The 20,237-nt window shown below is 33.4% G+C and carries 18 protein-coding genes; 7 read left to right on the top strand and 11 right to left on the bottom strand.

Translation table 11 applies throughout. The annotated features are described in order from the left end of the window. Nucleotides 1-2: 2 nt before the first annotated feature. From HMPREF0391_RS03335 to HMPREF0391_RS03325, 3 genes are all read left to right on the top strand, one after another. Entirely contained in the window at nucleotides 3-848 is an 846-nt protein-coding gene (locus tag HMPREF0391_RS03335; protein ID WP_002835458.1) for a DegV family protein, read from the top strand. Between the two features lie 19 nt (nucleotides 849-867). Further along, the gene (locus HMPREF0391_RS03330) at nucleotides 868-2,235 is read left to right on the top strand and encodes an MATE family efflux transporter (protein ID WP_002835457.1); all 1,368 of its coding nucleotides are present in this window, start codon (nucleotides 868-870) and stop codon (nucleotides 2,233-2,235) included. A gap of 347 nt (nucleotides 2,236-2,582) precedes the next feature. Then, nucleotides 2,583-3,863: a dicarboxylate/amino acid:cation symporter gene (locus HMPREF0391_RS03325; RefSeq protein ID WP_035109257.1), complete on the top strand. Its 1,281-nt coding sequence runs from the start codon at nucleotides 2,583-2,585 to the stop codon at nucleotides 3,861-3,863. Between the two features lie 102 nt (nucleotides 3,864-3,965). Here HMPREF0391_RS03325 and HMPREF0391_RS03320 read toward each other — a convergent pair whose 3' ends face one another. Next, a complete protein-coding gene (locus HMPREF0391_RS03320; RefSeq protein WP_002835454.1) occupies nucleotides 3,966-4,901 on the bottom strand; it encodes a linear amide C-N hydrolase in 936 nt (311 codons plus the stop codon). Nucleotide 4,902: 1 nt separating this feature from the next. Beyond that, nucleotides 4,903-6,288 carry a UDP-N-acetylmuramate--L-alanine ligase gene (gene murC, locus HMPREF0391_RS03315; protein ID WP_002835453.1) on the bottom strand — a complete coding sequence of 462 codons (1,386 nt, stop codon included), beginning with the start codon at nucleotides 6,286-6,288 and terminating at the stop codon, nucleotides 4,903-4,905. Between the two features lie 146 nt (nucleotides 6,289-6,434). On the opposite strand from murC, the gene HMPREF0391_RS03310 reads away from it, so the two are divergent. Both HMPREF0391_RS03310 and HMPREF0391_RS03305 read left to right on the top strand, forming a co-directional pair. Next, the gene (locus HMPREF0391_RS03310; RefSeq protein ID WP_002835452.1) at nucleotides 6,435-7,220 is read left to right on the top strand and encodes a PfkB family carbohydrate kinase; all 786 of its coding nucleotides are present in this window, start codon (nucleotides 6,435-6,437) and stop codon (nucleotides 7,218-7,220) included. A gap of 102 nt (nucleotides 7,221-7,322) precedes the next feature. Continuing rightward, a complete protein-coding gene (locus HMPREF0391_RS03305; protein ID WP_002835451.1) occupies nucleotides 7,323-8,195 on the top strand; it encodes a YitT family protein in 873 nt (290 codons plus the stop codon). Between the two features lie 157 nt (nucleotides 8,196-8,352). Here HMPREF0391_RS03305 and grdD read toward each other — a convergent pair whose 3' ends face one another. From grdD to HMPREF0391_RS03260, 7 genes are all read right to left on the bottom strand, one after another. After that, nucleotides 8,353-9,498: a glycine/sarcosine/betaine reductase complex component C subunit alpha gene (grdD, locus tag HMPREF0391_RS03300; RefSeq protein WP_002835450.1), complete on the bottom strand. Its 1,146-nt coding sequence runs from the start codon at nucleotides 9,496-9,498 to the stop codon at nucleotides 8,353-8,355. 10 nt (nucleotides 9,499-9,508) lie between these two features. Continuing rightward, a complete protein-coding gene (gene grdC / locus HMPREF0391_RS03295; protein ID WP_002835449.1) occupies nucleotides 9,509-11,056 on the bottom strand; it encodes a glycine/sarcosine/betaine reductase complex component C subunit beta in 1,548 nt (515 codons plus the stop codon). A 39-nt stretch (nucleotides 11,057-11,095) separates the two neighbouring features. Beyond that, complete coding sequence (gene grdB / locus HMPREF0391_RS03285; RefSeq protein WP_080545252.1) at nucleotides 11,096-12,406, bottom strand: glycine reductase complex selenoprotein B; 1,311 nt, start codon at nucleotides 12,404-12,406, stop codon at nucleotides 11,096-11,098. An 18-nt stretch (nucleotides 12,407-12,424) separates the two neighbouring features. After that, complete coding sequence (gene grdA, locus HMPREF0391_RS03280; RefSeq protein ID WP_080545251.1) at nucleotides 12,425-12,901, bottom strand: glycine/sarcosine/betaine reductase complex selenoprotein A; 477 nt, start codon at nucleotides 12,899-12,901, stop codon at nucleotides 12,425-12,427. A 56-nt stretch (nucleotides 12,902-12,957) separates the two neighbouring features. Next, a complete protein-coding gene (locus tag HMPREF0391_RS03270; RefSeq protein ID WP_002835445.1) occupies nucleotides 12,958-14,250 on the bottom strand; it encodes a glycine/sarcosine/betaine reductase component B subunit in 1,293 nt (430 codons plus the stop codon). A 99-nt stretch (nucleotides 14,251-14,349) separates the two neighbouring features. Next, on the bottom strand, nucleotides 14,350-14,670 hold the full coding sequence (trxA, locus tag HMPREF0391_RS03265; protein ID WP_002835444.1) for a thioredoxin TrxA: 321 nt from the start codon (nucleotides 14,668-14,670) through the stop codon (nucleotides 14,350-14,352). 21 nt (nucleotides 14,671-14,691) lie between these two features. Continuing rightward, a complete protein-coding gene (locus HMPREF0391_RS03260) occupies nucleotides 14,692-15,066 on the bottom strand; it encodes a GrdX family protein (protein ID WP_002835443.1) in 375 nt (124 codons plus the stop codon). Between the two features lie 330 nt (nucleotides 15,067-15,396). On the opposite strand from HMPREF0391_RS03260, the gene selA reads away from it, so the two are divergent. Then, complete coding sequence (selA, locus tag HMPREF0391_RS03255) at nucleotides 15,397-16,785, top strand: L-seryl-tRNA(Sec) selenium transferase (RefSeq protein ID WP_035109254.1); 1,389 nt, start codon at nucleotides 15,397-15,399, stop codon at nucleotides 16,783-16,785. Between the two features lie 260 nt (nucleotides 16,786-17,045). Then, nucleotides 17,046-18,179, top strand: a complete 1,134-nt coding sequence (locus HMPREF0391_RS03250) for a hypothetical protein (protein ID WP_002835440.1) — start codon at nucleotides 17,046-17,048, stop codon at nucleotides 18,177-18,179. 194 nt (nucleotides 18,180-18,373) lie between these two features. Here the strand turns inward: HMPREF0391_RS03250 and grdA (HMPREF0391_RS03245) are convergent, their stop codons facing one another. Together grdA (HMPREF0391_RS03245) and trxB are read right to left on the bottom strand one after the other, a co-directional pair. Beyond that, nucleotides 18,374-18,850, bottom strand: coding sequence for a glycine/sarcosine/betaine reductase complex selenoprotein A (gene grdA / locus HMPREF0391_RS03245; RefSeq protein ID WP_080545250.1), 477 nt, complete (start codon nucleotides 18,848-18,850; stop codon nucleotides 18,374-18,376). A 175-nt stretch (nucleotides 18,851-19,025) separates the two neighbouring features. After that, on the bottom strand, nucleotides 19,026-19,958 hold the full coding sequence (trxB, locus tag HMPREF0391_RS03235) for a thioredoxin-disulfide reductase (protein WP_002835437.1): 933 nt from the start codon (nucleotides 19,956-19,958) through the stop codon (nucleotides 19,026-19,028). Nucleotides 19,959-20,237: the final 279 nt, after the last annotated feature.

The raw sequence follows: 20,237 nt of genomic DNA, 5'->3' as shown, positions 1-20,237 counted from the left end.
TTATGGGAAAAATCGCAATTTTAACAGATTCAGGTAGTGAAATCACACCAAAAATAGCTGAAGAATACGGCATAGAATTGATGCCACTTCAAATAAACTATTCGGATGTTTCCTACGATGATTACACTGTTGAACCTAAATATATATACGAAAACATCGATAGAGAAGTTCCAAAAACTTCCATTCCATCAATTGGAGATGTCGTTAATAAATTAAATGAAATTAAAAATAAGGGATTTGACAAGATAATCTGCATTTCAATTTCTTCAAAATTAAGTGGGATGTACAATGCATTTATGTTAGCAAAAGACCAAGTGGAAGATGTCGAAGTGGAAGTATTTGATTCAAAAAATATTTCGATTGGTACAGGATTTTTTGCTATTTTTGCCAGAAAATTAATCGATGAAGGATTTTCGCTAGAATCTATAATAGAAACCATGAAATCCAAAATCAAAGATTCAGTTCCAGTCATTACTTTAGATACATTGAAATACTTAACATTGGGTGGTAGAATTGGTAAAATCACTGGAATGGTTGGTAATTTATTAAATTTGAAGCTTATAATATCTTGTAATGAAGATGGAGAATATTATACAGTAGAAAAAAATCGTGGAACAATGAAAAACATCAACCACGCTATTGATATCGTTAAAAAAGAATTAACTGGTATCAAGGATTATTACTTGGTTTTATTAAATGGCGACAATAAAAATGCTATGGAAATAGCGAAGGATAGTATGAAGGATTTAATCGAAGGAGCAAAGTTCTATTATGAAGGACAAATTGTTCCAACATTAAGTATTCATACTGGACCGGGATTATTTGGAATAGGATATTTTAAATTATAAATTAATAGGGGGCGAGTGAATGGGAAACAAAAAAAGTAACATTGAATTTATTACAAACGGAAATATTACAGATGTGATTTTTAAGTTAAGTATCCCATTGATGATTAGTAACCTAATCAAAACCCTTTATGGTATAACTGACGGAATATATGTAGCACAAATCAGTTCTGAAGATTACGCTGCGACATCTTTTACTTGGCCGGTGCTTTATTTGTTTATAGCAGTGGGCCTTGGAGTAAGTGTGGCAGCTACTTCTTTAATGAGTCAAAGACTTGGAGCTAGAAAATTAAAAGACTGCTCAGTTTATGCTGTGCATACTTTAATTCTCACGACAGTACTTGGAGTTATTTTCAGTATTCTAGGCGTAATCACCGCACCATTTATTGTAAGGTGGATGGGAGCGACAGGAAGCTTTGAGTACAAATCATACATATTCCTTGCGATAAACTCTGTTGGGCTTTTGTTTGATATGATATTTTTCGGATATCAATCTATACTGAATTCGCAAGGAAGAACCAAATCAATGACGATTATTTCGACAATATCATCCATTACAAATGTCGTTATAGATCCGTTCTTTATTTTTGATAATGTTTTGGGAATTCCAGGACTTAACATGGGAATTGCAGGTGCCGCATGGGCGACTGTTTTGTCCAAAGTTTTATTAGTTGTATTTGCTGTAAGAGTTGTCAAAAAAGAATCTGAAATAGAAGTTAATTTTAAAAACTTCAAACTTGATATGGGAATAATCAAACATATATTCTCCATCGCAATTCCAGCATCGCTTGGATCAAGTGGGGAAGCCATTGGATTCACTGTTCTTAATGGATTTATTCAATCATACGGCACAACGACACTTGCTGCATTTTCAATGGGCAACAGATTGTCCGATATATTCAACCAAGGAGCTATAGGAATTGGAATGGCTCTTACATCAATAACTGGACAAAATATTGGAGCTGGAAAAAAGGAAAGAAGCAAGGATATTTTCAAACGCGCAAATATAATCATAACATTCTTCTCACTTGCATCTGCGATTATTATTTTGCTTTTCAAAGATCAATTGCTATCCATATTTATCAAAGATCGTGGAGATATCGAACTTTGGAGACAAGCGAGTGAGTACATGTACTTCTCAGCGATAATTACATTTTTCATGGGATATTTCTCAGCGATTAATGGTTTCTTCCAAGGTGTTGGAAAAACAAAACTTACAATGTATTTGTCTCTTGCGAGATTATGGGTACTAAGACTTCCACTTATTATGATACTAAAGAGTTTGACAGATCTTGGATCTACAGGAATTTGGATTTCAATGTTAGTGTCTAATGGATTGACAGTTATTGTGGGATTTATAATTTACAAACGAGGTAGATGGGAAAGATAAGGCTGATGTTTAACATCGGTCTTTTTTTATTGAGAAAATCTATATATTACAAAAATGAAATAATATTTGAAAATTTTAATCCTAAGTAAAACAAACAAAAAACGTTGATATATTAACGATAACAAGTGAGGATTATAAGGTAATTTTTAAATTTTTGTCAAATTATTGTTTTTGTAAAATTTTGAAAAAAATTTAAATAATGTGTGAATTTACATGAAAAATCGATATATTGAACAATACAATAAATAAAAAACGATGAAAACGATAGCACTGATTAAATATCATTGTCTATTATAAGACGATGTGATAAGATTAGTGTGACAAAAATATATAAAGGAGATGTTGAAATGATTAAAAGCTTAATCGCTTTAGTTGTAGCTTTCGCATTGTGCGTAGTTATCGATCGTTTGAAGAAAAAAGGTACTTCATTCATGATCAGAATTTTATTAGCTACAGCAATGGGTGCCATAGTAGGACTTATTTTCAAAGGAAGCACTGACTATGTAGCAATATTTGGTCGTGTATTTTCAAGTTTATTACAAGCATTTGTAATTCCACTATTATTATTCTCAATTATAACTACAGTTGCATCCTTGGAAAGCTCAGAAAAATTAAGATCAATGGGTGGCAAAACAATTATAATTTTAGCTTTACACAATGTTTTAGCTGCTATATTGTCTATAATTTTAGGTAAATTAGTAAATATAGGAATGAATGCAAATATCAAAATGGATGTTGCAGATAAGGTTAAGGAAGTTCCACCTTTTGCAGACGTATTTGTAAGTTTCTTCCCTAAAAACATTATTGACAGTATGAGTCACAACAAAATCGTACCTATTGTAATTTTTGCAATTATCATTGGTATTGTTGTACTTAGATACAATAACAAGGAAGAAATTAAACCATTCTTAGATTTCGTAGAAGCTGGTAATAAAGTAATGAACAAAGTAATTGGAGAAATCATCGAATTCACTCCATACGCAGTTCTTTCTTTATTAGCTAACCAAGTAGCTACATTGGATTTATCATTTGTTAAATCATTATTATTCTTATTATTAATGGTTTATGTAGCATGTTTGTTCCACACATTCATCACTACATCAGCTATGATGAGTTTAATTGCACACATCAATCCATTCAAGTTCCAACGCAAATTCTTCCCAGCATGGTTGATAGCATTCACTACACAAAGTTCAATTGGATCTTTGCCAGCAAATATTAAAGAACAAGAAGACATGGGAACTCCAACAGAAATTGCATCATTTGCAGCATCAATTGGTACTACATTTGGTATGCCAGGATGTGCAGCAGTATGGCCAATTTTATTAGCGATGTTTACAATCAATGCGCTTAATATTCCATTCTCTGCTACTCAATATTTAATCATGGTTGGTTCATGCTTGTTCGCTTCAATGGGAACAGTAGGGGTACCAGGAACAGGAACAATTCAAGCTACAGCAATCTTTGCTACAATGGGATTACCAGTTGAAATGATTTTAGTACTAAGCCCAATCCAAGGTGTTGCAGATATGGCACGTACTTCAACTAACGTTCACGCAGGTGGATCTACTGGTGTTATGGTAGCTGCTATGCAACACGATTTAGATATGGAAAAATATAATGCATAATTGATTAAAAGTAGAAGCATTTTGTTAATTACAAAATAGCTTCTATTTTTTTAGGAATTTTGCATCTCATTACGCAAAAAATAAATGATAGGCATTTGCCTATCATTTAATAATTCTCTTAAATTGTAATTTGTTTTCAAAATAATACGAGTATATTTCATTTTCATCTGGTATATCATCAAAGTCTATCAAATAAGTTTGTGTATTGGAATGCGTTCTAACAGCCATAGAAGCTGTCTGTGTGTCGAATGCGCTGATATACCTAGTAAATGTATAGTAATCATGTGAATCGTTCTTAAAGAAGCCCTCAGTGATTTTTAGAGGCTCTAAGATACTGAATGCTGATGAGTATGCTTCATTAACATTATTTGATTTCCTGTGAGTTGATAGGATGTATTTTGCTCTGATGAATCTACTTACAGGATCATAAGCTCCTGTCAAATCTTTTATCTGGTTGAATTTGGAGAGATCTCCGACGGATTTTTCGTATCTTTTTAAGTGTGAAGAATATTTTGGAGAATTAGTCATTACTTTTGGATTATCTCCACATGGGACCAATTTGTGATCCTTGTATTCTAAAACCGTCGAATCGCCAGTTCTATCGACAAACATAAAGTGGAAATCAGGGCATATCACAGAATTTCCATCAATATCTTTGTTAGCTAGGTGAATATTGTCCAAATCGTTTAACAATTCTTCAACTGTTTTGTAATTTCCTAGTGCAAAATTCATGAAATCTAGTGAATTTGTGTTTATTTTTCCTTCAATTGGGTGATTGCTGAACAAATTATTTGCGATAAACATATTCGTACAGCCGCACAGTCCATGTTCATTTACACCATCTTTGATAGGGTACAGATTTCTAAAACACATTCCCATCATTTTATATTTCGAACGCATTGGTTTGTGATACAAATCATCTGCATAGTGAAAGCCTCTTGGAATATAAATCATGTTGTATTCCAAAGGCACTTCAAAATCAAGTGTACGCGCCATCACAGAGCCTTGTGGATAATCTACAATAATTGTCGTACACATATTATTCCACAATCATCTTCGCAAGAACATCAGGGTTGCCACAACCTGTAGTCAACACTATATCATTGTCAGAAACTTTCGAACGAAGATAATCACGTGCTTCTTCAAAAGTCTTGTAGTATTTTGCATTTACGCCATTTTTAACTAGTTTTTCAACCAAATCTGTAGAGTGAATGCTGCTGTCGAATTTTTCCCTTGCTGCGTATATTTCAGTAACTATAACCTCATCACAATCGTAGAATGCATTGGCAAAATCATCCAATAGCATCTTAGTTCTTGAATAAGTATGGGGTTGGAATACGCAGTAGAATTTGCCTTTCTTGTGTTCATCTAATGCTTTCAATGTATTTTTGATTTCAGTAGGGTGATGACCATAATCAGTCTTCACTTCACAACCTTTGTAAAATCCTACAGTTTCCATTCTTCTGTGGAGATTTTGGTATTCTTTCATATTTTTTCTTATAGTGTCGATATCGATGTGGAATTCGTAACATGCGATAATCGCAGCCACAGCGTCGTATATGTTGTGACGTCCAATTATAGAAAGTGAAAATTCTTCGTCTTTGTCAAATTTTTCAGATGAAATTACAAAAGTAGGATTGCCATTTTCATTAAAAGTTATATCGTGAATGTTGTAATCAGCCTTTTCATTTTCTATACCAAATGTTATGATTTCTCCTTTGATGTGAGAAAGTAATGGTTCACAGTTTTTGTCGTCTATGTTTATAATCGCTTTGGAATTTTCTTCCAAGTTTTTCATGTAGCCAATGAATGTTGCAACAATGTGGTTCAAATCCTTATAGTAATCCAAGTGGTCTTCATCAATATTCAAAATAATAGCCATTGATGGATAATAGTTGAGAATATTTGCTTTGTATTCACAAGCTTCTGTAAGCATGTATTCGCTATTTCCACAGTGAACATTGCCTTGAATTTCGTCTAATTTTCCACCTAAAAGTATAGATGGATCAACTTTTGCATCGATTAAAATCTTCGCGATCATTGATGTTGTAGTTGATTTGCCGTGAGATCCACTAACTCCAATGGAATACTTGTAATTTCTCATAAGTGCACCAAGGAAAACTCCTCTGCTTACAACGTCTACTCCAAGCTCTCTTGCAGCAATTAATTCTTCATTGTCGTCTAAAATTGCATCAGTGTATACTATTAAGTCAGGATTTTTGATATTTTCTCTTTTTTGTCCGATAAATATTTCAACTCCTAGATTTTTTAGTCTATTAGTTTCGTCGGATTCTTCTCTGTCGCTCCCAGAAACTTTGTATCCATAATGGTTCAACAATTCAGCTATACCACTCATTGATATTCCGCCGATTCCTATAAAATGTATATATTTAAATTTGTGCTCTTCTATATTAAAATTGAACATAAGCCCCTCCTTATTTCCACCTGATATTATATCATAAAAAATTGAGAAAATTTGAGCTTTTCAGAGCTTGAAAATCTACAAAATGATTAAGATTTATTTGATATACAAATACGCTTTTAGTGTTATAATTAGATGGAGGAGAGAAGATGAAAGATATATTACTAATCAACGATATGCCAGGATATGGGAGAGTCGCTCTTAGTTGTATGATTCCTGTCTTGAGCAACAAAGGTAAAAGTGTTTTTAATTTGCCAACGGCTGTTGTGAGTAACACATTGGATTACGGCAAATTTGCTATATTAGATACGACAGAATACATGAAACAAGCTACAAAAGTTTGGGAAGAATTGGATTTCAGTTTTGATTTGATAGCTACTGGATTTTTATATAGTTTAGAACAAGTGGACATAATCAAAGATTTTATCGCAAAACAAAAAAACTCACCGGACGTTATTGTAGATCCTATTATGGCAGATAATGGCAAACTATACAACGGATTGGACGAGGACAATATAGAAAATTTCAGAAAACTTATCGACATAGCTACAGTAATTATTCCAAACGAAACAGAAGCTAGAATGATAACTAGTAAGATGGATGAACCGATTAACGATGTGGCAGAAAAACTTATCCAAATGGGCGCAAAATACGCCGTTATTACTAGCGTAGAAGAAAATGATGAGCATTTTGTTTTCTGTATGGATGAAAATTTTGTATCAGATAAAATCTATTATGAATACATCGACACATCTTATGCAGGAACGGGGGATTTATTTTCAGCGTTATTCATAAGTCAGTATTCAGAAAATAAGTCGATTTTTGAGTCTGCAAAGTATGCTAGTTTGAAGACAACAGAACTACTGAAGCTTTCATTGGATATTAAGGACAAGGCACGAGGACTGCCAATTGAAAGATTTATAGATATTTTGTAATTTTGAATTATCAAATAATTATTAGAAATTAATGAATATATCGTTGTAAATTGTATATTCAATTGTTATAATATTATTGCAAAAAAATACTAGGGGGATAATATGATTGATTTAGACGCTTTAGAAAAGAGAAACAAAAGAAAAAGCGTGATTATGATGGCAGTTGGTGTCATTCTTATTGCATTGGGAATTCATTTTTTCTTAGCACCAAATAAATTGTCACTAGGTGGAGCAGCCGGAATGGCAATAGTAATTGGAAATTTCGTTCCAATATCAACGGGTCCAATTTTGATTATCATCAACACGGTTTTATTTATTGTAGGATTTATTACGCTTGGAAAGGCATTTGGACTTAAAACTATAATTTGTTCCTTGGGACTTAGTTTATTGGTGTGGATTTTGGATATTTTATTTCCTATGGAAAAACCATTGTTTGAAGGAAAAATGATTCAATTAATTGCAGCTGTAATGATTTATGGATCAGGAGTAGGGATTGTACTTAATAACTACGCATCAACTGGCGGCTCTGACATATTCGCTAAGATATTGAATAAATACTTGGGAATTGAGTTGGGTAAAGGATGTTTGATGGTGGATTTCCTTATCACATTATCAGCATGGTATGCCTACGGAACAGAAATAGCTATATATTCGCTTGTAGGTACTGTACTTAACGGTTTAATAATAGATTTTACTATTAATGGTATGAATACATCAAAACTTTGCACTATTACCACATCGAAACCTGATGAAGTAAGCAAATTCTTAGTAGACAATCTTACAAGATCTGCCAATATTTACACAGCAAAGGGTGCTTATTCAGGAATGGAAAAAGAAATCGTTCAAACAGTTGTAAGCAACAGAGATTTTATTATGTTAAAAAAATACATCCAAGAAATAGATCCATTGGCTTTCGTTATTGTATGTAATGCAAGTGAAACATACGGCTGGAGATGGAGAAATATAATAGAATAATTTAATTAAATACAACCTTAGATTATTAGTTTGATTAAACTTTTAATCTGAGGTTTTTTTAGTGGGGAAAAGAGTAGAGAAAAATTCAGAAAAATATTAAAATAGCTCAAAAAAAAGATGTGTGAAAAATCACACATCTTTTTAAAAGCCTATAGAATTATTCTATATAACCATTTTGTTTTAGTATTTGTGATGCTTTATCTAAGTTTGCATCAGACACTTGAACGATTGGACCAGTACAGCCCATACCGCTTTCAGCGTATATATTTTCTTTCCATAAAGCTTGAACAGCATCTTCAATTTCAAGAATATCAATTCCTGAGATTGTTGCAGATACAACTTCTTTATCTGGCATTTTAACTTCTTCAGAAGATTCCTTTGGAGCTTCTTTCTTAGTTAAAGAATCTAAGATGCCTTTGAAGTCAGCCTTTTCAGCTTGTTTATAGATAGATTTTTTATTGTTATCAATTCCACCAGCTACTGTTTGGTAAGCATATTTTAAAGCATTTGCAACTACAGGAGCACCTGAAGCACGAGATACTATAAATATGTTTCTTTCGTAGCCTTCACCGATACCAGGACCATATCCAAAACCAGTAGTTTCGTAGTTACCACCTGATGTGAATGAACCGAACATCTTCATTAATAAGTTACCTGTTAATGAATCAGTTACCATTACATCACAGCTTCCCATAAGAAGGTCATTACCTCTCATTACGATACCACCGTCAGCTCTTTGGCTTTCAGCAAATTCGATATCAAATCCGTTGTCTTTGAAGTGTTTCAAAGCTTTTTCTACTTGTCTTGCTCCGTCGATGTTTAAAATACCAACTGTTGGTTTTGCGATACCACAAGATTTAGCTGCGATAACACCTGCAACTGCATTTCTTACCATAGCTTTTGTTCTTTCTGTATCACTAGTTCCTGTAGTAGTAGCTAAGAACATTTCTTTGCCAGTACCAGGAGTGATTACTCTACCAACTGTTGAAACACCGATAGGGAAGTTGTAGTGAAGAGTTACACAGGCTTGAATTTCGCCACTGTCAAGTAATTCTTCCATCTTTTTGTACATATCTTCATCGTTATCAACTTCATAAGTTTCATGTTCATCATCAACTTTTTCACCGATAACAACTACTTCAAAAAGATCAGAATCAGCTAATTCAATAGCTTTCTTCATATTTTCAACGCCGTGTTCACTACCTAAAGTAGTAAGACCGATTTTTACTTTCTTACCAAATTTTCCGCTTTCGATAGCTTCAGATATTTCAAGAAATACTTCGGAAATTTTTTTATTATCCATGTCTACACCTCTATTCTGCTAAAAGATTTTCAGCTAGTTTTCTCATGGATTCTGCGATTACTTTCTTAATTTGATCCTTTTCTGATTCAGATGAAACTGATGATTCATCTTCCATTTTACCATCATTTCTTTCCATAACGATAGATACACCATCAAATAAGTTAGTCATTCTACCTAAGAACAAACTACCTTTACCAACGAACATTACTCTGTTGTAATCTCCTTCAGTTAAGTCTTTAATAGCATGTCCTGCATAAGGAATACCTGATGGGATGTGTCCTTGTGTTGGAGCCCAACCTACTAAGCCTTTATCAGTAATGAAATTAGCTAATTCTTTTCTGTCTAGTTCTCCTTGTTTAACAGCAAGGGCAGCGATCATCTTATAGTTAGCTTCAGGAACATTTCCAGCTCCGGCAGGTTTAGTGATATCTGGGTTTTGCATTTCTACAGAGTATTTATCTACATCAGTAATCTTTAATCCATTTTCTTCTAATGAATGAGATACTAAGCTTGAGATAACTGCTTGTGGTGAAGAACCAGTCTTAACTGTGTGACGTCCTACGATGTCAGTTCTTAATACTGGGTGAACACCATCATTTTCTGAGATTAAAATTGCAAATCCACCAACTACGTCTTCAAGAACTGGGAAGCCCTTTTTAACGTGGTCTTTAGCGTTCATACCTAATTTAGCAGTTGAACCACCTGCTACTACCATAACATTCTTATAAACACCAGATTTAACTAAAGCACTTGCTTCGATTAATGAGTGAATAGGAGCTGCACAGAATCCTCTTGTATCAGAGCCTGTTGCATTTTGTAATCCTACGATTTCAGCGATAGATTTAGCGAAGTTACCGCCACCTCTTTGGTTAACGTCTCCGCAGGCTTCTTCTGAACATTCGATTACATAATCTATATCATCTCTGTTAATGTCGTTCTTAGTAACTAATTCTACAGCTGCTAATACACCTGAAGCTTTTACTACTAAGTTTTCGAACATTGTGTGAGCGCTTAAGTTTACGTCGATATCATGAGCTGCTTTGATATAACCACAAACTTTGCCGTCATGGTATAAAGCTTCTGCCATGTGAGTGTCGAATAATTCTTGAGCATTTGAAATATCAGATCCTTTTAGGTGACCGAAATATGGTTCTAAAATTGGATATTCTTTTTCGATAACTGGTTTGATTTCGTTTACGAATTCTTCAGAAAGTTTTACTAAGTCGAATGCATCAGACATTTGTAATAATGCGATGAATACGTCTTGTTTTACGATTTTACCCATTTTACCATCAGCCTTACCTTCTTCGTAAGAGTGATTAGTAAATGGCATTTCGTAATTTTCAAGTTCTTGAGGAGTAACATTTCCTATATAAACTTGGTTAGGAAGATATTTTACTACCTCATCAAAACTTCTAATGTGTTTTCCAACTTCTTTTAAGAATTCAGAATCTGGGTTTACTACTCTTTCAGTTTGACATGTTGATCCGTTTTGGATAATCATATCAGGAGTGTTGACTAATACATAGCCAGCTCCCTTTAATACTGGAAAATTCATCTGTTAACTATTCTCCTTTATTATTTATTTATATTTGAATTAGTCTTCAAAAACTGTTTGGTCTTCTACCTCTGTAGTTAAAGCGTTTAATGCTTTCATAACAATCTTTTTACGAAGACTATATTCTTCTTCTTTAGTTAATGCTGGGTTTCCTAATGGGTGAGGAATAGCAATAGCTGGGACAATTCTGTTAGCACCTACTGTTAATGAGATAGGAGTAACTGTACAAATATGAACAACAGGAAGTCCTGTACGTTCAATTGCTTTTACCATCGTTGCACCGCAACGTGTACAAGTACCTCAGGTACTAGTAAGAACAACTGCGTCTACGTTGTCAGCTAATAATCTTTCACCAATTTCAGTACCGAAAGCATCAGCGTTAGCTACGGCAGTACCGTTACCTACTGTAGTATAGTAAGTTTCGTGTAATGAACCGATAACTCCTTCTCTTTCGAATTCTCTCATAACATCGATAGGAGTAACTCTGTCTCCATCTTCGTTAGCGTATACTGGGTCGTATCCACCGTGAGCTGTTTCTGAGTTTTCAGAAGTCAAGTCATCGATTCCGTGGAAGTCATAAGCACCGTATTTAGTTGCTGAAGATGATTCGATGTGGTCTGGGTTTCCTTTTGGAACTGTACCACCAGAAGTTACAAGAGCGATTCTTGCTTTTGATAAATCTTTGATAGCTTTACCAGGTTCAACTCTGTCGAATGCAGGCATTGGATATTCTGTTTCAAATTCTTCGCCATTAATTTTCTTAATAAGCATTTCAACAGCTCTTTGAGAACCGATTTTGTCTGCAAAGAAGTTAACACGAACTCCTCTTTCGATATATCCTTCTTCTTTAGGAGAGCCGATTTCTTCTCCTTTAGCAACCTTAGGTCCTAATTTACTAATTTTCTTCATAGCGTCTCTCATACCAGCGGCACTATTCTTAGTTTCTACGATATATACGTCCTTTTTGTACATATCTGCACCTGGGTTTTCAGGATACATACCTGTTAGTACAGGAATATTTAATTCATCTTTAACTGCTTTTGCAACAGTACCAGCAGCAACACCGTATCTACCAGCGTTAAATGCAGGACCAGTTACTACGAAGTCTGGATTAGCTTCTTTGATCATATCCAATACTTCTTTTTGAGCAGCTTCCATATTTTCACCGAAATATGAGTCACCACATACTACAGTTCTAACTACTTCGAACTCGTCTCCCAATTTACTGTCTAATTGAGCTGAGATAGGAGGTAATTGTTCTGCTATAAATGGTTTTGTATCAGCTTTTTCTTCTCCACCAATACCAGCGAAGAATTGGTTTATATAATGAACAACTCTAATTTTATCCATTAAGCTTACTTCCTTTCTTTATAAAAATTTACAATAATCGCTTCTGATATCGTTCATTTCTTCAGCGATTTCATCAACGTCAAGAACCATTTCCATCATACCAACTTGTTCATCATAAACGTCAGCATCGAATTGTTCTTTACATTCTTCTTCAACAACATGGTAAACTAACAATCCAAGTTCAACGCCTGCTAATGGGCCTGCGAATGTTGGGTCACCTGCTGTTACTGTTTCAGCTGCAAGACCTGCAGCTTCAGCTTCTGCGGCACCTAGAAGAACCACTACGTTTTCAGCTCCGTATTGTTCAGCGAAGTCTTTAACTCTCTTTTGGTTTTCTAAGTCCATAGCTCCTGCACTAGTTCAGACGAAACATTCTGTAGATGAGAAAATTACTTCTGTGTTAGGAACTGTGTTTACACATGTTTCAATTGCAAGACCAGGAATTCCATCACGGTCTCCAATTATGATAACTTTTTTATTTTCTAAAAATCCCATAATTATCCTTTCTTAAATTTAAATATATTTTGTTTTGAATAAATCTTTTTTATTAATTAATAAGTTTTTGCTGTTAATCTGTTGAATCCAGTTTCGTTAGTAGCACCAGTAATTGCTTGGATTTCTACTTCGATAGTACCGTCTTCTTTCAATGCTCCATCAGATCCACCAGCGATAGTGTCAACGAATTGGATGTGACCAATTACTTTGTCCATCTTTGGTAAAGTGATGAATTGGTTAGCATTACCACCAGTTACTACTGCAGTTGCAGCTGGGTCAGCGTCTGCTAATGATTGAGAAGCACCGTCACGTCCTGCATATTCATCAGTGATGATAACAGTTTTGATTCCTTTACCTTCAATCTTCTTACAGTTCATTATTAAGTCAGTATCTGGGTTACCGAAACCTTCTTGTGATACGATAGCAGCGTCAGCTCCTAAGAATTCACAAAGTTTTGCAGTCATGTCAGAGTGTCTAACTTTATCCATCAAGTATACATTTTCGTTAGTAATTACAACTCCTAAGAAGTTGATTGATTTACCGTGTTCTTTGTATAATTCTCTGATTACACCATTGTTTAAGTGAACGTAAGTTGGGTTTTTGTCACAAGCACTTACACAGTTACCTGAACAAATTGCTCCGTCCATGATTTCAGTTGGGTATAAGAAAGTTGGAATAATTTTCTTAGCGTCAACTCCATAAACATAAGTGTCGTGTAATAAACCTTGAGTTTGTAACATGTAAACATATACAACTTTTGGTAATTCTGGATATTGTTTAACTTGTTCTAAGATTGGAAGAGTTTCGAATGTTTCCCATTCATCTGCTTCTAAATCTTTTGCTAATCTACCGATGAAATCAGTGATTCTTAAACCAGCCATTCTAACTCCAGCTTCGTGATTGTGTTGTTTAACACCTTCAACTGGTTCGATAGTTACTACTAAGTTAACTGTCTTAGAGAATGGAGTGTATTCAGCACCTAAACCTGACATATCGATGATACCTTCTTGGAATCCTACGATTTTACCTGTTGTAACAACAGCAATGTCTTTAAGAGCGATAGTTTTACCTGAACCTACAGGGTCAACTTTGTTTAATAATCCTGGGAATATTTCTCCACCTTCAACTTTAACTCTTGGTTCGTTAACATCCTTAACTGGTGTTATACGAGTGCTTTCGCCTGGATGAGCGATATCAAAATCAATTGATTCTAAGTGTTCATCATCAGCTACACCTGATACATCTGCTAATTCTTTCTTATTAAGATACAAAATGTGGTCTTCGATTCTTGACTCACCTTCATCAAAGATGATGTCTTTAATAAAAATCTTACCTAATTCAAGACGCATATCTTAACCTCCTATAATATTTTTTTATTTAAACTCAATAGGGGAGTGACCCCTAATGAGTTTTTAACTAATTTACTTCTACTTTAATCTAGCTTGAGATTAGTTGTAGTGTTTTTGGATCATTGCTTCTATGTTTTCCAAATTAGCGTCATCTTTATTGATTTCATCAATTTTTTGACCGTCTTTGTACATTAACATAGTTGGTAATCCTAATACTTGTTGTTTGATAGCAACTCTTCTAGCTGAAGTAATGTTTAGTGAACAGAATTTAATTTTGTCACCGTATTTTTCAGCTAATTCATGAACGCCTGGCATAAGTGCCTTACATGGTTCACATCCGTCACTCCAGAAGTCTACGAATACTAATCCTTCAGCTTCTAATACTTCTGGTTCAAAAGTTTTCTTGTCTAATTCTAACATTTCAAATGCCTCCTAAAATTTTTATATTAATATTCTATCCAAAGTTTGACTGATTATGTCGAAGTCGACAACTCTAAAATCATCTAAGATTTCAGGTGGCCAACGCTTTGGTTTAGAAATATTCATAAACTTAGTTGCAGTGTTGATAGATTCTTCAATCATCATCAAAGAATCAGTATCAAATTTGTCACCCTTTTCCAAAATAACGGATCTAAAAACAGTTTCGTTAGGTTTTACTGATCCATAAAGTGGGTGAGTGACTAGGCGATAATTTTGATGAATTAAATCGCGTGCTTTTTTCAAAATTCCGATGTAGTCGATATCAATGTATTCAACTGTCACATCATTCCATTTGATAGCATCTTTAAAAAATTCATTGTTTGTGATTAATAACATCTTTTACCCTACCTGTCTTTTGATTCGTTATAAGCTATTTTCTAGCTCAATATTATTATATAACAAAATCACTCAAATGTAATCATATATAGGAAATCATAATAACCGCTCATAAAAAATCACAAATTACTTTATTAAATGAAATTTAATTTGTTAAAACCAAAACATTAATACGTAAATAAAAAATTCGAATTCTATTATGATTAAAAAAGCGATTACAATCTTCCAATCGCTATATGATAGACAATTCTCTGCTCTTATATTATAATTTACTCATAAGTTAATGTCAAATACGTATATATTATATAGAAGAAAATGGAGGCCAAAAAAATGGGAGCTAATTTACAAGAAATGTTCAAGAAACTTCCTCAAGTTTCAGAAATTTTAGAATCCGAAGAAATTTTAAAAGCTTATGAAGAATATCCTGAAGGTTTAATTAAAGATTCTGTAAGAGAATCTATAGAATTTTTTAGAAATAGAATATTAAATAAAGAAGAGTTTGATTTTTATAACAAAGATGTTATTGATAAAGCATTTGAACTTATGGACAAAAATTTTTCTCCATCATTGAAACCAGTAATAAATGCAACGGGGGTTATTTTACATACAAACCTTGGTAGATCATTGTTAAATGAAAAAGTTGTAGATAACTTGTGTAAAATCGCTGGAAATTATTCTAACTTAGAGTACGACTTAGATGAAGGCAAAAGAGGCTCCAGATATGTTCACGCTGTAGAACTTTTAAAAAGAATTACAAAAGCCGAGGATGCTGTAGTTGTAAACAATAATGCAGCTGCTGTTTTTCTTGCTTTAAATACTTTAGCTCAAAACAAACAAGCTATCATAAGTAGAGGAGAACTAGTTGAGGTTGGTGGATCTTTTAGAATATCTTCAATTATGGAAAAATCCGGTGCTAAATTAGTGGAGGTTGGTTCAACTAACAAAACACACTTATACGATTACGAAGATAATATTAATGAAGAAACTGCGCTTATCATGAAAGTTCACACTTCAAATTATTCTGTAGTAGGATTTAGTGAGAGCGTAAGTGGAGATGAATTGAGAGATTTGTGTGATGAAAAAGGCATACATTTAATAGAAGATTTGGGTTCAGGTTCTTTGATTGATTTGTCTAAGTTTGGACTTAGTTACGAGAGAACTGTCAAGGATTGTATTAATGAAGGAATTGATTTGGTATCATTCTCTGGTGACAAGATTTTAGGTGGACCTCAAGCAGGAATTATAGTTGGAAAGAAAGAATTGATATCTAAAATCAAGAAGAATCAATTGTTGAGAGCATTCAGAGTTGATAAGTTTACATTAGGTGCTTTGGAAGAAACTCTCAAATTCTACTTAGATGATGAAAAGGCAATTGCAAACATCCCAACTTTGAAGATGATATCCATGCCAAAAGAAGAAATTCTTAGAAAAGCTGAAAAACTTAAATCTATGATAGAAAAAGAAGTGGAACTTAATATGGAAATTGTAGAATCTCAAAGCGAAGTTGGCGGTGGAGCATATCCATTAGACAAATTAAATTCGTATTCTATTGCCGTTAAACCAGAAATGAAAGTATCGGAATTTGAACGTAGACTTAGATTATCTGATGAACATATCATTGGAACTGTTCATGACGACACATTCTTCATGGATTTAAGGTGTGTTTTCGAAAAAGATTTTGAAAGAATTGTAAATGTAATTAAATCTAATATATTGTAGAGAATTATGAGGAAAATCCCGGATTATTTATTCGGGGTTTTTGACTTTTTGAACAACAAATTTAGAAAAAATGTAGGAAAATATTTACAAAGTTAGAATTAATATGTTATAATGACTAAAAAGGATTTAATCCTTGTTTTTTTACTGTTTATTGTTTTAATGTAAAATTTTTAAGTTAATAATATTTAACTCTTTGCATTTTTTGGAAAACGATACACTAAATAATGTCAATCAGAAGAAAAATCAATAGGAGGTAAATTATGAAACAAAAGTATAACATAGGTCAGGTAATCACCTATGCTGGAGCGTTTATTGCATTACTTATAGGCTCTGGATTTGCAACGGGCCAAGAAATTTTACAATTCTTTTCTTCATATAGACTATATGGACTTATAGGAATTATGATTTGTTTTGGTTTGTTTACGTTTGCAGGATTATCATTCTTAAATGACGGTTATTATTCAAAATTCGAAAAACCAAATGAAATTTACAAATTGATGTGTGGAAATAAGATAGGAACTATCGTAGATTACTACGCAGTATTTTTTATTTTCTTATCTTATACAGTAATGATTGCTGGTGCACAAGCTACAGCTGTTCAACACTTTAATGCACCGAAATATGTTGGTGGAGCTATTATGGCTGCGGTTGTTATTTTAGTCGTAATGCTTGGATTAGGTAAAATTGTAGATGTTATTGGGAAAATTGGACCAGTTATTGCGATAATGGCAATCGTAATTGGGTTGATTTCTATTTTCATGAATATGGGTAATTTACAATCAAGTCTTGATCTTATTGAAAAATTAGTTAACAGTGGAGAAATTAAAGTAGCTAGTAAGAACTTCTTCCTAGCAGCTGGTTCATATGTAGGGTTTAATATGATATGGTTGGTTGCTTTCTTGGCAGAAGTTGGAAACACTGCAAAAAGCTTAAAAGATGCAGAAGCTGGAGTTTTCGTTGGATCTACAGGATTTTCAGTTGCGATATTCATCATGAGTATAGCAATCATTTTATCAATTCCTGAATTATACGACTCACAAATTCCAGTGTTGGTATTAGCTGGTAAAATTCATCCAGTCCTTGCAACAGTATTTTCAATATTTATAATGCTAGGTATATTTACAACATCTGTTCCATTATTATGGACAGTAACTGGAAGATTCTTTGATGAAGGCACAAAGAAATACAAATTATTTACTTTAATAGCTGGTATAGTTGGGGCAATCATTGGATTGACTTTGAAGTTTGACTCATTAGTAAACATCGTTTACGTTGTAAATGGATATATAGGAATGGTTCTTTTAGCATGGATGATTTATAGAAGTGCATCTGGAAAAGCTAAAAAACAAAGAATGGAAGCTGCACAAAGAAATAATATTGAATTTGAAGATTAAATTAGTTGGCGATTTTACATCGCTGACTTTTTTTATGAGCTTATTTATAAGAATTTACTATTAATCAGATAAATTAATAACAAAATAATTTATTATAAAAATCGAATATCCAACAAAAAAACAGCCTAATTATAGGCTGTTTTCTTTTTAAATAATAATAAGAAGAATATTCACTTTAAGTGAAATGTTAGATTTTATAAAAATTTACAATAATCGCTTCTGATATCGTTCATTTCTTCAGCGATTTCATCAACGTCAAGAACCATTTCCATCATACCAACTTGTTCATCATAAACGTCAGCATCAAATTGTTCTTTACATTCTTCTTCAACAACATGGTAAACTAACAATCCAAGTTCAACGCCTGCTAATGGGCCTGCGAATGTTGGGTCACCTGCTGTTACTGTTTCAGCTGCAAGACCTGCAGCTTCAGCTTCTGCGGCACCTAGAAGAACCACTACGTTTTCAGCTCCGTATTGTTCAGCGAAGTCTTTAACTCTCTTTTGGTTTTCTAAGTCCATAGCTCCTGCGCTAGTTCAGACAAAGCATTCAGTACTTGAGAAAATTACTTCTGTATTTTCTACTGTGTTTACACATGTTTCAATTGCAAGACCAGGAATTCCGTCACGGTCTCCAATGATTATAACTTTTTTATTTTCTAAAAAACCCATAATACATCCTTTCTTTATTTTAAAATATATTTTTCATTCTAATAAGAAGAATGAAATTACCACAATCGAACGCCTATCGTTCGTTGACATCATTATAATATCATAATAAAAAAAAATTGCAAATTTCACAGCAGAAATCTGCAATTCTTTTATAGAAAATCTCAATAAATGAAAATTAGAATTTATCTACGTATTTTTCAGCTTGAGTAGCAGCGATAGCGCCGTCTGCAGCAGCTGTAACTACTTGACGTAGAGTTTTTTGTCTAACATCACCAGCTACATAAACGCCTTCAACGTTAGTGTGCATTTCTTCGTCAGCTAAAACATATCCGTATTCATCTAATTCGATTTTACCTTTGAATACATCTGAGTAAGGGATTGTACCTACGAATACGAATACACCCATTGTTCCGTCATCTTCGTCACAGTGGTATTCTTCTTCGTTACCTGACTCTTTGTCAACCATAACGATTGATTCCAAGATTCCTTCACCTTTGATTTCTTTAATAGAAGTGTTGAATCTCATAGATAAGTTATCGCATTCCTTTGCTTCGTCTTCAGCAGTCTTATCACATTTTAAGTGATCGCCTCTAACTAAAAGAGTAACTTTTCTAGCAAATTTTGTTAAGTAAGTAGCTTCTTCAACTGCAGAGTTACCACTACCAACAACGAATACTTCTAAGTCAGTAAAGAAATCTGCATCACAAGTTGCACAGTAAGATACACCTTTACCAGTGAATTCTTTTTCACCAGGGCATCCTAATTTTCTTGGAGCAGCACCAGTAGCTATAATAACTGCTTTAGCTTCTAATACATCTCCATTTTTTAATGTAAGTTTTTTAACTTTGTCAGAAAAATCAACGTCAACAACATCTGCTCTTCTAATTTCAAGACCGAAGTTGTCGATTTGGTCAGCCATTTTTTTGATTAAGCTTGGACCAGATTCTCCAACAATTCCACCTGGATAGTTTTCAATAGAATCAGTAGTAGTGATTTGACCACCAGTTTTTTCTTTTTCAACTATCAATGTGTTCATTTTAGCACGTGCAGCGTATAAACCAGCTGATAAACCAGCAGGGCCGGCACCAATAATAATTAAATCATACATGTAAATTCACTCCTTAAATTCTTTTAGAGTAAGAACTCTATAAATAATAATATCACAAAAGGTCAAAAAAATCACTATTAAGCGTTTAGTTAGAAGAAAAAATAATTATAACAAAAATGTAACAATTAGGATATTAGCGTAATATAGCAGTTAGTTTACAATAAAACAATAAATATCTGTAAAATAATAAAAATTTTAGTAAAGTTATTGCATTTTACTAAAAACATAGTATAATAATAGTAAGAGATATGAAAAGATTTTCATAAGTGATTTGGTTAG

The sequence above is a fragment of the Finegoldia magna ATCC 53516 genome (genome assembly GCF_000159695.1).
Classification (GTDB): Bacteria; Bacillota; Clostridia; order Tissierellales; family Peptoniphilaceae; genus Finegoldia; species Finegoldia magna_F.
The sequence above is the reverse complement of the archived record's forward strand: the minus strand, read 5'-3'. Positions and strand labels throughout refer to the sequence as shown.

Bases quoted from the DNA above. Each gene is read 5' to 3' on its own strand.
- selA (WP_035109254.1), top strand. From the start codon at position 15,397: ATGGGAGCTAATTTACAAGAAATGTTCAAGAAACTTCCTCAAGTTTCA.
- HMPREF0391_RS03330 (WP_002835457.1), top strand. From the start codon at position 868: ATGGGAAACAAAAAAAGTAACATTGAATTTATTACAAACGGAAATATT.
- murC (WP_002835453.1), bottom strand. From the start codon at position 6,288: ATGTTCAATTTTAATATAGAAGAGCACAAATTTAAATATATACATTTT.
- grdD (WP_002835450.1), bottom strand. From the start codon at position 9,498: ATGGATAATAAAAAAATTTCCGAAGTATTTCTTGAAATATCTGAAGCT.
- trxB (WP_002835437.1), bottom strand. From the start codon at position 19,958: ATGTATGATTTAATTATTATTGGTGCCGGCCCTGCTGGTTTATCAGCT.
- HMPREF0391_RS03270 (WP_002835445.1), bottom strand. From the start codon at position 14,250: ATGCGTCTTGAATTAGGTAAGATTTTTATTAAAGACATCATCTTTGAT.
- trxA (WP_002835444.1), bottom strand. From the start codon at position 14,670: ATGTTAGAATTAGACAAGAAAACTTTTGAACCAGAAGTATTAGAAGCT.
- HMPREF0391_RS03250 (WP_002835440.1), top strand. From the start codon at position 17,046: ATGAAACAAAAGTATAACATAGGTCAGGTAATCACCTATGCTGGAGCG.
- HMPREF0391_RS03320 (WP_002835454.1), bottom strand. From the start codon at position 4,901: ATGTGTACGACAATTATTGTAGATTATCCACAAGGCTCTGTGATGGCG.
- HMPREF0391_RS03310 (WP_002835452.1), top strand. From the start codon at position 6,435: ATGAAAGATATATTACTAATCAACGATATGCCAGGATATGGGAGAGTC.
- HMPREF0391_RS03260 (WP_002835443.1), bottom strand. From the start codon at position 15,066: ATGTTATTAATCACAAACAATGAATTTTTTAAAGATGCTATCAAATGG.
- grdC (WP_002835449.1), bottom strand. From the start codon at position 11,056: ATGAATTTTCCAGTATTAAAGGGAGCTGGCTATGTATTAGTCAACACT.
- HMPREF0391_RS03305 (WP_002835451.1), top strand. From the start codon at position 7,323: ATGATTGATTTAGACGCTTTAGAAAAGAGAAACAAAAGAAAAAGCGTG.
- HMPREF0391_RS03325 (WP_035109257.1), top strand. From the start codon at position 2,583: ATGATTAAAAGCTTAATCGCTTTAGTTGTAGCTTTCGCATTGTGCGTA.
- HMPREF0391_RS03335 (WP_002835458.1), top strand. From the start codon at position 3: ATGGGAAAAATCGCAATTTTAACAGATTCAGGTAGTGAAATCACACCA.